11 protein-coding genes are annotated in these 11,720 nt (G+C 54.7%); 7 read left to right on the top strand and 4 right to left on the bottom strand.

The window, feature by feature from the left end:
- Window positions 1–159: 159 nt before the first annotated feature.
- Window positions 160–423, top strand: coding sequence for a hypothetical protein (locus tag NNL35_RS19870; protein ID WP_193372681.1), 264 nt, complete (start codon window positions 160–162; stop codon window positions 421–423).
- Between the two features lie 160 nt (window positions 424–583).
- Here the strand turns inward: NNL35_RS19870 and NNL35_RS19865 are convergent, their stop codons facing one another.
- A complete protein-coding gene (locus NNL35_RS19865; RefSeq protein WP_006675541.1) occupies window positions 584–1,045 on the bottom strand; it encodes an aminoacyl-tRNA deacylase in 462 nt (153 codons plus the stop codon).
- Between the two features lie 328 nt (window positions 1,046–1,373).
- On the opposite strand from NNL35_RS19865, the gene NNL35_RS19860 reads away from it, so the two are divergent.
- The 4 genes from NNL35_RS19860 to NNL35_RS19845 all read left to right on the top strand — a co-directional run bounded on the left by NNL35_RS19860 (window position 1,374) and on the right by NNL35_RS19845 (window position 3,161).
- On the top strand, window positions 1,374–1,676 hold the full coding sequence (locus tag NNL35_RS19860) for a rhodanese-like domain-containing protein (protein WP_006675542.1): 303 nt from the start codon (window positions 1,374–1,376) through the stop codon (window positions 1,674–1,676).
- 167 nt (window positions 1,677–1,843) lie between these two features.
- Window positions 1,844–2,071: a sulfurtransferase TusA family protein gene (locus tag NNL35_RS19855; protein WP_040730214.1), complete on the top strand. Its 228-nt coding sequence runs from the start codon at window positions 1,844–1,846 to the stop codon at window positions 2,069–2,071.
- Window positions 2,072–2,157: 86 nt separating this feature from the next.
- A complete protein-coding gene (locus NNL35_RS19850) occupies window positions 2,158–2,640 on the top strand; it encodes a DsrE/DsrF/DrsH-like family protein (RefSeq protein WP_006675544.1) in 483 nt (160 codons plus the stop codon).
- A 59-nt stretch (window positions 2,641–2,699) separates the two neighbouring features.
- Entirely contained in the window at window positions 2,700–3,161 is a 462-nt protein-coding gene (locus NNL35_RS19845; protein ID WP_006675545.1) for a hypothetical protein, read from the top strand.
- 59 nt (window positions 3,162–3,220) lie between these two features.
- Here NNL35_RS19845 and NNL35_RS19840 read toward each other — a convergent pair whose 3' ends face one another.
- From NNL35_RS19840 to NNL35_RS19830, 3 genes are all read right to left on the bottom strand, one after another.
- Complete coding sequence (locus tag NNL35_RS19840) at window positions 3,221–5,053, bottom strand: ABC transporter substrate-binding protein (RefSeq protein WP_006675546.1); 1,833 nt, start codon at window positions 5,051–5,053, stop codon at window positions 3,221–3,223.
- A 34-nt stretch (window positions 5,054–5,087) separates the two neighbouring features.
- Window positions 5,088–6,596 (bottom strand): ABC transporter permease, encoded by a 1,509-nt coding sequence (locus tag NNL35_RS19835; RefSeq protein WP_040730163.1) that lies wholly within the window; start codon window positions 6,594–6,596, stop codon window positions 5,088–5,090.
- 195 nt (window positions 6,597–6,791) lie between these two features.
- Entirely contained in the window at window positions 6,792–8,234 is a 1,443-nt protein-coding gene (locus NNL35_RS19830; RefSeq protein ID WP_006675548.1) for an ABC transporter permease, read from the bottom strand.
- 147 nt (window positions 8,235–8,381) lie between these two features.
- Between NNL35_RS19830 and NNL35_RS30440 the strand changes: the two genes are divergently transcribed.
- Together NNL35_RS30440 and NNL35_RS19815 are read left to right on the top strand one after the other, a co-directional pair.
- Window positions 8,382–10,127 (top strand): ABC transporter ATP-binding protein, encoded by a 1,746-nt coding sequence (locus NNL35_RS30440; protein WP_006675549.1) that lies wholly within the window; start codon window positions 8,382–8,384, stop codon window positions 10,125–10,127.
- Between the two features lie 229 nt (window positions 10,128–10,356).
- Entirely contained in the window at window positions 10,357–11,715 is a 1,359-nt protein-coding gene (locus NNL35_RS19815; RefSeq protein WP_040730167.1) for a sugar phosphate nucleotidyltransferase, read from the top strand.
- Window positions 11,716–11,720: the final 5 nt, after the last annotated feature.

The following is an 11,720-nucleotide window of genomic DNA, read 5'->3' as shown; positions in this document are numbered from 1 at the left end:
GTTTGCCATCGAAATGAAACGAGGGAAGGCCTGCAAGCCGGAGTCCACAGGATGAATTAATAGGCTCACAGGAACAAGGCAGTCACGGATTCTATTCATACTCTAAGAAAAGGATAATTGGAAGGTGAACTTAGGCATGAGCAAAAAAAATGGCCGTTCGTGGATGATCGACATACGGCCGTGTTGACCACATCAAGAGTGCTCGAACGGAGGCATCCGGTCGTGTATGTTACTCATGACGAAGAGGACGGCATGTGGCAGTTCCATGATGGAAAAGCGGTCTCTGTAGAAGAAGGGCGCATCATTTCGCTGGAAGAAATGATGCAGGTCGACTCCTCGATTGCGGAATTGGCCGATCTGCCTCTTGGCTGGGTCGCCTGGCGGAACTCCGCTGCGGATAAATGGCATCGGCAAAAAAAGTAAGTTTGAACGGCGAGCAGCGACATCAGCTTCTCTGCTTGCTGCGGGTGCCCCAGACGAACTGACGAACCCGGTACAGACCGTACCGGGCGATTCGGCGTGCGCAAGTCGGACTTCACGGCACTACGGATAATGAACGGCGTCATTTCGGCTTCAGCCCGTGTCAGCCTATGCCATCAGCGTCCAAGTAGGCAATGACATGGTTCATCTTGCTCAGATCTCTCGGATCCAGCTTCAAGGTGGAATCCGGTTCACCCGTCCCTCCATAGATGCAGGGGTATTGATACAGCAGCTTGTCTACGAGGCAGGGCAGCGTATGGCCGACAAGCGGAATCGTTCCCGCCTCATACCCCGTTGCCTCCCGCACCTCATGCCGCGAGGCCAGCGATAGCTTGCCGCGTCCGAGCATGCGCGCTGCGGCCTCCAAGTCGATGCGGCCCCGCGCACCGGACATAATCAGCACCACATAATCGGCATCTGCCTTGAGCACCAACGCAGGCGCAGTCTGACCGATATCGATCCCCAGCGCCTCCGCGCCTTCCTTGGCCGTGCGAATGGGCTGCTTATGCCGGATGATGTCGAACGGAATGCGTTGCTCCTCCAATATTTTGCGCACGTTCTCCATACGTCCGCCTTCCCCCTTATCCCTGATTATGTTCTCCTTCCATCCTATCAGACAGAGGATAACTGTACAAAACCGATCCGGAATGCAGCGAGAAGACAGGAAGAGCCGGCATGAAGCTTGAATTTTTCTTACCACGGCGAAAATCAAGCGTCAAGTGGGGAGAGCGTGAATGCAGGGCAATACATATGCTCATTCGTAGAAATGGGTGGGCCAATAAGGCGCAACAGAACGGTATTGCCCAACTGTCGCTTGACGAGCCGCAGGGATCTTATTATACTGTCTATATACCTATACGGGTATATGTATATTAAGGTGGAGGTGTGCTGAAATGTCTTGGAAGGAAATGCTTCCCAGCGAGGCGAATCAGATGCTGAACGCGGCTAAGGTCCGGTGCGTGGATGTCCGCGAGCCGGAAGAATATGCGGACGGACATATCCCGGGTGCGGTGAATGTCCCTCTGAGTGAATTACCTGAGCGGAGAAGCGAGCTCGATCCGGCCCAGGAATGGATTGTCGTGTGCCAAGCGGGCGGCAGGAGTACGAGAGCCTGTCAATATTTATCTTCGATCGGCTATGACCGATTGCACAATATGTCCGGCGGCATGAATGACTGGGCGGGAGAAGTGGAGTAGGAGCAGTATTCCGGCATAGGGATCCCGCCGGCTTATGCAAGGCGATATCTAGGGCCGGCCTATTCGAGGGAGGCCGCGGATAGGGGAGAATGAGGTCATTGCGTGCTAGGTGCGCCTTCCTGATGCATGGCAACGCATAAAAACATCGATTGGAGTGAAGGGCAATGATGAAAGTAACGACTGTGGTGGATACGAGCGGAATGGCATGTCCGATGCCGATCGTGCAAGCGAAGAAAGCGCTGGAGGCGCTGGAAAGCGGACAAGTGATGGCGGTCATCTCCACGGACAAAGGTTCGCTGAACGATTTCCAGGCATGGGTGAAAAAGACGAACCATGAGATGGTCGGACAGGAAGAGGAGCAGGGCGTCTACAAATTTTATGTGCGGAAAAAGTAGCCGGTCATGAGACGGGCACAGCGATGCCCGGCCAGCCGCCCCGGCGTAGCATATGCCTGGCGATGTAATGGAAAGGAGGGGGAAGGGTGAATCAAGCGCAGCAGAAGACGACGATTGTGTTGTTCAGCGGAGAAATGGACAAGGCAATAGCCGCGTTCATCATCGCGAACGGCGCGGCCGCCTATGAGCATGAAGTGACGATCTTCTTCACGTTCTGGGGGTTGAACGCCCTGCGCCGGGATGAGGCCGTGCAGGTGAAGAAGGGATGGCTGGAAAGAGCGTTCGGATTCCTGATGCCGAGAGGCGCGAAGAAGCTCGGACTGTCTAAAATGAACTTCTTGGGCATGGGGCCCAAAATGATAAAGCATGTGATGAAGAAGCATCAAGCGCTATCGCTGCCTCAGCTTATCGAGCTGGCGCAGGAGCAAGGGGTGAAGCTGGTGGCCTGCACAATGACAATGGATTTGCTCGGCCTGCAGCAGGAGGAGCTCATCGCGGATGTCGAATTAGGCGGAGTGGCCGCCTATCTGGGAGATGCGGCGGATGCGAGGGTGAATTTGTTTATTTGATGTGTTCTCCGTTGTACAATAGAAGCAAGCTTGCGGAAGGACGGACAAGGAGGATGCGGATGAAGCTGCTTCCGGAGTATGCGCAAATCTTGATCGTAGGCGTCATGCATGAAGGCCGATGGGGCTGGTATGTCACGGAGCGGGAGTATTGGTTCCTGAACATCGAGATGGAGGAGCGGTTCGGCATCGAGGTGCTGGACGAGACGACGGCCGGCAAGTTCCTGCGCCATATCGAGGAGTACAAGGCGTCTGCGGACGAATTGAGACAGATGCTTCTTGACATTGAGGACGCATGCGCGACAATGGACGATGTGCTGGAATTCATGCCGACCATCTATGTCAACTTTGATGAGAGAACCTTCTTTTCTCAGTTCCCCGAGCCGATGTCGTTCGAGCAGTATATGCCTGACGGCTGGACAGGGTCGTATGCCGATTTTTACGGACTCGTGCCTCAAGCCGAGCGGTTCTGGATGATAGACGGCGCGAGCTTCTACGACAGGTTCGCCTTGAAGCGGACATGACGCGGCGCACATGCAAGGTCCCGGGCTCTCGAATGGAGTGCCCGGGACCTTCGTGATCGTTATTTCGCGGCGGATTTATATTTGTCCAAATATTCCTTCACCTTGGCCGGATCGGCCTTCAGTTCGTTGCCGGTCTGCACAATCGGGCTTACCGTCGAAGCCGCTTTGTACTTATTGTTATTGTAGAATTGCAGAATCTCGTCCTGATTAATTGAGTACAGCACGGCTTTGCGCAGATCCTCGCTTTTTGCGACGTCGCGGTTTTTCGTATTGAACAGCAGGTAGGAGACGGCATTGCTCTGGATCGTCTGCAGGCTCAGCTTGCTGTCACCCTTCACGATATCGAACTTCGTGTCCGGCACCCCGTAATTGACATGAACTTCGCCGCTGCGCAATGCCGCGAGGGCGCTCTCCGTATCCTTGATGAAGCGCATCGTCACATTGGCTATGTTCGGCTCATGGTCGGTGCCCTTCATGTAGGCCGGGTTTTTCTGGAATTTGGCTTCATAATCATTTTTGTACAGCAAAATATACGGTCCGCTTGCATACAGCGTATTGTTGTATTTGCTGCCTTCGGTAACCGTGTTTTGATCGCCGTAAGGAATATCCTTGTTGACGTCGAAGGAGGCGACATCATACGTATTGATGCTCTCGACCTGCTTTTTCGACACGATGCCCGCCGACTGATGCGCCAAATAATTGAGCACTTGAGGGAAAGGCTCCGTCGTCGTCAGCTTGATGACCTGATATTTGCCTTCTTTATTGTTGGCCTCTTTTTTATCCGCTACGAGAGCGGATATTTTCGTATCCAGCCCTTTCTCCAGCGCTTCCTTCACCGTCTCGCTGCCGCCCGATACCTTCACTTGCTCCAAGGCGTTCACGTCCGTGACGATATCGACATTTTTGATATGCTCGTGAAGGCTGTACGTGCGGTGATCCGGCACCGAGTTTTTGTCCTTGGCGCGGTTCAGGGAAAAGATGACATCGTCGGCGCCGACGCGCTCGCCGGAATCGACCGCTTTTTTGTCGGTTACTGTGGCGAAATTGATATCGTCGCGCAGGATGAAATAATATTCCGAATTGCCTTCGGCGATGCTGTACGCGCGGGACAGCGAGCCGTCCGCCGTGATTTTGTCATCATCGGTCAGATTGATGAGCCTGACGTACATATTTGTATTGAGCATGTTGATCGAGCCGTCATTCCCTTTGATCGGATCGAGCGACGTCAAGGTCGGGTTCGTCTGCGTCAGCAGCAGCGGATCGGTGTCCCGCTTGGACGTATCATTGAAGTCGACATCCTCCCAGGCGAAGGATCGGGACTTGGACAGCCGCACCGACTTCTCGTTCAGCACCTCTTTATTGAACGCCTGGCTCTTGACGGAAATGTAAAGCGGCGCAATATAGGCTTTATCGAAGACGAGCTTCTGCTCGAATTGCTTATAGGTGTCCGCATATTGATCCGGCGTCTCGGAAGCGGCCTTCTCGATCAGCTCGTCGATCTCCGGATCGGCGAGTATGCTGTAGTCGCCGCCCGATTTGAACAGGGAACGGACCGCATAGTCCGGATTGCCTGTCACCGTTGTCCAGCCGGAGAGCGAGATGTCGAAGTTGCCGGCCTCCTCCTGGGCCTTGAAGCTGCCGTAATCCGGCTGAAGGTTGAGCTTCACATTGAAGCCGTTCTTCGTCAACTGATCGCGGATGATGTTGATGTCGTCCTGCCCCGAGCTCATCCCGAGCAGCTCGATATCGACGGCGCCTTCGGCCGCCGGCTTGCTGTCCCCATCCGTGGCCGGCTTGTTCTGCCTTTCCGTGTTGGATTTGGTGTTCACGGTGCAGCCGGTCACCGCGAGGGCGATCGCGAGCATGACAATGAATAATGATCTTTTCTTCATGATGATTCCTCCTGGGTATGAAGTATGTGTATCGTTATCCCATCTTCGGATCGAGCGCGTCCCGCAATCCGTCTCCCAAAAAGTTGAAGGACAGGACCAAGGCGATAATCGCCAGGCCGGGGTAAATCGCGAGATAGGAATGGGATTCAAGATAGGCGCTTCCCAGCTTCAAAATATTGCCCCACTCGGGGATATGCGGTTCTACGCCGAGTCCCAGATAGCTCAAGCTGCTCGTCGAGATGACGGCGCCTCCGATCGTGAGCGTCGATTTGACAATCATCGGCGCCAGCGAGTTCGGCACGATATGCTTGAATATGATGGCGGAATGGCTGGAGCCGAATGCCCGCGCCGCCTCGACGTATTCGTAGGTCGACACCTGCAGGACGTTGGCCCGCATCGTTCGCGCGTAGGTCGGGATCGACCCGATGCTGAGCGCCAGGATGAGATTGACCGTGTTGGCGCCGAATGCGGCGATAATGGCAATGGCCAGCAAGATTCCCGGAATCGCGTACAGAATGTCAAGCAGCCGCATGATGATGTTGTCGGTCCGCCGTCCGTAATATCCGGAGATGGCGCCGAGCGTTCCGCCAATGACAACCGGTATCGCCGTCGACAGGAAGCCGACGATGAGCGAGATGCGGGCCCCGAAAATGATGCGCGAGAACAGGCACCGCCCGAAGTTGTCCGTTCCGAATGGGTAGGCGAGGCTTGGAGCCTGCAGAATCGCGCCATAGTTGTTCTCGACCGCCATGCTGTAGTCGAAGGTGAAGAAGCTGCAGACGCTAATCGAGAACAGGAACACGATGAAGAACAGGCCGGACATCGCCGTCATATTCCCCGTCAGCCGCTCCCACACTTCCTCCCATTTCACCTCGGCTGGATTGCTGTTCCGGCGGATCTTCGCGATCAGGTTCCAGCCGAGCAGCAGCGCGAACAGGTTGCCGGTCAGCGCGGTCAGGATGAGCGCCCCCGCCATAACTGCCATCCAGGAAGGGGCGTAATGCCGCTTCACCTTGGCGGCCACGAGTATGAGCGCAACCAACTGGAAGAGCGCGATCCCGATTAGCGCCAGCATCGCCAGCGGGAAGGTATCGGCCACATACGGCTTGAACATATTCAATCCCGATATAGCGATAACATAGAACTGGGTGAGGAGCATATAGACGGCGATCGTATACTCTGAGCTCTTCTCCTTCTTGATTAGATGGAACGCGCAGGCTGCGACGAATACATTACCCGTCAGGGCGCTGAGGAGCTGGATATAGGACAGTACCCGCGTCCGTGCGCGTATCGCCCCTTCCCGGAGCAGATCGCTTCGAAGCATGGCGGTGATAATCAACTGAATGAAGCCGAAGCCCAGGTAGATGATGGCAGCGGCCAGCACATATCGGTTCACCGTCTTGGCGGCCCAGTCGTAGCTGTTCAGGAATAGAACGGCTGACAGGACGGCAGAGACGATCCAGGCGAAGCTCGATTGGGCATATTCCGGAGACAATCTCAGCTTGCGCTTCCTCTCCTGTCTTGGTTGTGTCAACTTGGTCATGGTTACACCTGCTTTTAAAGGTTCTTCAAGGGGCCGCTTTTGATCGGGAAGTGATACGGTAAGTAACTCGACATCGAATCTTGCATTCACTTTCGAAGTCCGCTGCTCATGTAGTCTGGCCTACACTCCGCAGCTCCTCCTTCAAGTTCAAGCAACCTTCTTGGCGCTGAAAACCGGCGCTTTTGATCGCGCCTTTCAATATTGTTTCATCTTCGAACGGATGCGCGGGTCGCAGAACGCGTACAAAATATCAATCAGCATATTGACCAGCGAAATGGTGATCGCGGTGTAGACAACCCCGCCCATAATGCTCGGAATGTCAGGAATGAATTGTTTGTCCACGATGTAGCTGCCGATTCCGCTAATATTGAACACTTTCTCCGTTACGGCGGCTCCTCCCAGCATACCGCCGAATTGCAGCCCGATGACGGTGATGACCGGGATGAGAGCGTTCGTCACGGCGTGCCGGAGCAGCACCTGGCGCTGGCTCAGCCCTTTGGCCCTGGCCGTCAAAATATAATCCTCGTGAATGACTTCCAGTGTGGATGAACGGGTCATCCGGGCCACGGCTGCCGTCAAGCCCGTTCCCAGCACGACGACCGGCATGATCATGGACAGCCAATTTTGCGGGTTGTAGGTCGCCGGGAGCCATTGCAGCTTGATCGAGAAGTTCAAGATGAAGATGAGACCCTGCCAAAAGTTAGGTATGGACAGACCGATCAAGGCGATAAAAATAAAGGTGTAATCAAAGAATGAGTTCGGTCTCGCCGCCGAGATGATTCCGAACGGCAAGGCGATGATCACGGCAAGCAGCAGCGAGGTGACGGTCAACTGAAGCGTAATCGGGAACTTGCCGGCGATGGCCGATGTCACTTCCTCGTTGCCCGAGAACGACTTGCCGAGATCGAACGTCGCAATCCCCTTCATCGTGTTCCACAGCTGCACGAGGTACGGCTGATCCAGCCCGTACAGCTTATTGAAGGAAGCGATCTGCTCCTCGGTCGCGGTCTCGCCGAGAATATTGGCGGCCGGATGAAGCGGCGACAGATGCAGCAGCGTAAATACGAGCACGGCAACCCCGATGATCACGAACAGGCTCATGATGAGACGCTCGAAAATGTATTTCAGGTAGGAGTTGCTGTACACCAACATGAGTAAGTACATGGGAAAGCCGAGAATTATCGACAGGGCGAAGAAAAACGGTTGGCCCAGCAGCGAAGCGAAGGTGTCCGCGTAAGTAATTCGCTGCGCGCCGTTCTGTCCCAGATGCGCAATCGTCCGCTCGTTCAGCGTCTTGCGGAATTCCTCCTCCGTCCATCTCTCGATTTCCCGTACGCTCGCTGACTTGCTCGCCTGCTGTCCGAAGAATGCCAGCTTCCGCAGCGTCTGATCCTCGATCTCGGCACGGAGCCGATCCTTGTAGCCGGAAGCGAGAAGCTCTCCCTCTATCTTCTCTCTCGCAGAGGCGTATGTATCGTTCCTTCGCCGAATGAGATAGATGATGAACACAATGAGATGCACAGGCAGGCCAAGCAGAAGAACGGCATATTTGCAGGAGGGATTCAATAGCATTTTATTGTATGCGTTCCCGATGCGGGTCGCTGAACCGGAATTTCTCGCTGCTTGCGTACTCTCCATAGCGAATCTTGCTGCCTCCTTTTTTAAATTGTATAATTCCGATGGATATAGTATATTTTATTTTAAGGTTTTGTCAACAACGGTTATACAAGTTCGTGTTCGAACTTCTAGTAGAATTGATAACGGACGTTCAGGCGGGTGAGTGAAATGGATACGATTTTACAGGTCAACAATTTATCGGTAACTTTTCTGACTCGGGACAAGGAGATTCAGGCGGTTCGCGATGTCAGCTTCGAGCTGAAGCAGGGAGAGACGCTCGGAATTGTCGGGGAGTCCGGAAGCGGCAAGAGTGTGACGGCTCGTTCGATTATGCGCTTGCTTCCTTCTTCAATATCGTATATGAGAGAAGGCGAAGTCATATTCCTGGGAAAGAATGTTGAAAACTACACGGATAAGGAAATGGAGAGCATTCGCGGCCGGGATATGGGCATGATCTTTCAAGATCCGATGACATCGCTGAATCCGACGATGACGATTGGAAGACAGATCGAAGAAGGCTTGATCAAGCATCAGAAGCTGTCTGCCGCCGGCGCGAAGGAGAAGGCGATCGAGATGCTGAAGCTGGTCGGCATCCGCAACAGCGAGAGACGCTATCATCAGTATCCGCATGAATTCTCGGGAGGGATGCGCCAGCGCGTCATGATCGCGATTGCGCTCGCGTGCCGGCCTGCGCTCCTTATTGCCGATGAGCCCACGACGGCGCTCGACGTGACGATTCAGGCCCAGATCTTGAATGTGATGAAGCATATGCAGCAGCAGCTGGGCACTTCCATCATCTTAATCACGCATGATCTGGGCGTCGTCGCCGGGATGTGCGATCGGGTCGTCGTCATGAAGGACGGCGCTGTCGTCGAGACAGGGACGACGGAGGAGATTTTCGCCAGTCCGAAGCATCCGTATACGAAGAAGCTGCTCGGCGCGCTTCCGCGTCTGGACGAGAAGAAGAAGCCGAAGCTTGTGCCGCTCGTCGTGAAGAAGGATGCGGACGATGCGCGTCCGCTGCTGGAGGTGAGATCGCTCAAGCAATATTTCGATCTTGGCAAGGGGAACGTCATCAAGGCGGTCAATGATATCAGCTTCCATATTCGCGAAGGGGAGACACTCGGGGTCGTCGGCGAATCGGGCTGCGGCAAATCGACGACCGGACGGTCCATTCTGCGCCTGCATGAGCCGACGGGCGGCGATATTTTGTACCAAGGGATGGCCGTGAACCGGATGTCCGCCAAAGAGATGAAGACGATGCGGCGCTATATGCAGATGATTTTTCAGGATCCGTATGCTTCACTGAATCCAAGATTCAAAATATTGGATATTATCGGGGAAGCGCTCGATGTCCACCGGCTGGCGGGAAGCAAGCAGGAACGGAAGAAGCGGGTCGAGGAGCTCCTCGATATGGTCGGCCTTGATCCGGCCTATGCGATGCGGTATCCGCATGAATTCTCCGGCGGCCAGCGTCAGCGCATCGGGATCGCGCGCGCTCTGGCGGTCGAGCCGAAGTTCATCGTATGCGACGAGCCGCTATCCGCGCTCGATGTGTCCATTCAGGCGCAGATCGTGAAGCTGATGGAAGAGCTGCAGCAGCGTCTCGGACTCACGTATCTGTTCATCGCCCATGATCTGTCGATGGTCAAGCATATTAGCGACCGGGTCGCCGTGATGTATAGAGGCAAGATCGTCGAGCTGGCGGAGAGCGAGGAGCTGTATGCGAATCCGCAGCATGCGTATACGAAGTCGCTGCTGGCTGCGATTCCGGTTCCTGATCCGAAGGTCGAAGCGGCCAAAAAACGGGTACTGATGGAGGAGCAGACCGAAGCGGACAAATATCAGCTCGACGAATCGGAGCTGGTCGAGGTGACGAGGGGGCATTGGGTGGCGCTGCCGATGAGCGGGTGACGTTGCAGTTACTAAAGTTAACGTGACTTAAATAAATAAGAAATTACTTCATGTGTAAAATATGGAGAGATCAAGGGTCGCCTAACGTCGAATGAGGACGGAAGGCGGCTTTTTTTTACATTCTGAAAATGTTCAGAAAGTGTGGAGGTGGATATGGTTCAATGGATCTATGTAAAAACACACAGAATGTTGTCAACGATCAATTATTTTATGAAAGTAGGAGAATTGGTTGAAGTTGATTTTGTTATCCGGCGGCAGCGGGAAGCGGTTATGGCCGCTGTCGAATGACAGCCGTTCCAAGCAGTTTATTAAAGTGAACCGTTCCATCGAGGAAGACGATCGCATCCGGTTATCGATGCTGCAGCGGGTATGGCAGCAGATTGAGGGGGCGGGTCTGCAGCACTCCGCGGTCATCGCAGCCGCCCGGACGCAGGAGGAATTAATAGTAACCCAGCTTGGCGCCGCGGCGCCGCTTGTCCTGGAGCCGGAGCGGCGGGACACGTTCCCCGCTATCGCGCTCGCTTGCGCTTATATGCACAGCGAGATGAGGATGTCCGGGGATGAGGTGATCGTCGTCATGCCTGTCGATGTCGATGTGGACGACGATTACTATGAAGAGCTCAAAACAATGGCCGCTATCGCGGCGCAATCGGAAGAGGGAATCGTGCTCATGGGCATTGCCCCCGCGAATCCATCCGAGAAATACGGCTATATCATTCCCGCGCCAGGACAAGCATCAGACCAGAATTTGCTCAAGGTGCAGCATTTTATTGAGAAGCCGCCCTCCTCGGAGGCGGAGATGTGGATCGGATTAGGCGCGTTATGGAATGCCGGCGTGTTCGCGTTCCGGCTGGAATACATATTGCGGATACTGCGGCAGGGCGGATGGCCCCTTCGCTATGACGAATTGGTGCGCCAGTATCATTTGCTGCCGTCGAACAGCTTCGATTATGAGGTGGTAGAGAAGGAAGCCCGGATTGCTGTCAAGCCGTTCGCCGGCCGTTGGAACGACCTGGGGACCTGGAACGAATGGACGGAGCAGATGAAGGAGCAGCTGTACGGGAAAGGCGTTGTCAGCAGTGACAGTGAAAATACGCATGTCATTAACGAGTTGGACATCCCTGTCGTTGTGCTCGGGATCTCGAACGCGGTCGTCGTCGCTTCGCCGGACGGCATTTTAATCTCCGACAAGGCGGAAAGCGTCCGCCTCAAGCAGATGGTGCAGACCATGTCCACGCGGCCGATGTACAAGGAAACGCTGTACGGCTGGTACAGCATCCTCCATATGGGCGAACCGACGCAGGACCAGCAATCCTTGACGAAGCGGGTGCACATATACGCCGGCAAGCAGATTAGCTATCAAGTACATTACAAGCGGAGCGAAATGTGGACGATCGTGCGGGGCAAGGCGGAAGTGACCGTGGACGGCCTTAGCTACACGGCGAGCGCCGGCGATGTGGTGCGAATTTTGCCTGGAGCGAAGCATGGCATCAAAGCGCTCACGACGGTCGACCTGATTGAAATCCAGGTCGGAGAATCGATCGAGGAAGAGGATATCGTACGGTTCGAATATGCGCAGCAAATATAAGCGCT

Origin of the sequence: Paenibacillus dendritiformis (genome assembly GCF_945605565.1) — a bacterium.
Classification (GTDB): domain Bacteria; phylum Bacillota; class Bacilli; order Paenibacillales; family Paenibacillaceae; genus Paenibacillus_B; species Paenibacillus_B dendritiformis_A.
Note: the sequence above shows the minus strand (reverse complement) of the source record. Positions and strands in the feature narration are given on the sequence as shown.

What these genes read in the sequence shown, in the direction of transcription:
- NNL35_RS19865 (WP_006675541.1), bottom strand. Translation starts at nt 1,045, where the DNA reads ATGGAGAACGTGCGCAAAATATTGGAGGAGCAACGCATTCCGTTCGAC.
- NNL35_RS19860 (WP_006675542.1), top strand. Translation starts at nt 1,374, where the DNA reads ATGTCTTGGAAGGAAATGCTTCCCAGCGAGGCGAATCAGATGCTGAAC.
- NNL35_RS19855 (WP_040730214.1), top strand. Translation starts at nt 1,844, where the DNA reads ATGAAAGTAACGACTGTGGTGGATACGAGCGGAATGGCATGTCCGATG.
- NNL35_RS19845 (WP_006675545.1), top strand. Translation starts at nt 2,700, where the DNA reads ATGAAGCTGCTTCCGGAGTATGCGCAAATCTTGATCGTAGGCGTCATG.
- NNL35_RS19840 (WP_006675546.1), bottom strand. Translation starts at nt 5,053, where the DNA reads ATGAAGAAAAGATCATTATTCATTGTCATGCTCGCGATCGCCCTCGCG.
- NNL35_RS19835 (WP_040730163.1), bottom strand. Translation starts at nt 6,596, where the DNA reads ATGACCAAGTTGACACAACCAAGACAGGAGAGGAAGCGCAAGCTGAGA.
- NNL35_RS19830 (WP_006675548.1), bottom strand. Translation starts at nt 8,234, where the DNA reads ATGGAGAGTACGCAAGCAGCGAGAAATTCCGGTTCAGCGACCCGCATC.
- NNL35_RS30440 (WP_006675549.1), top strand. Translation starts at nt 8,382, where the DNA reads ATGGATACGATTTTACAGGTCAACAATTTATCGGTAACTTTTCTGACT.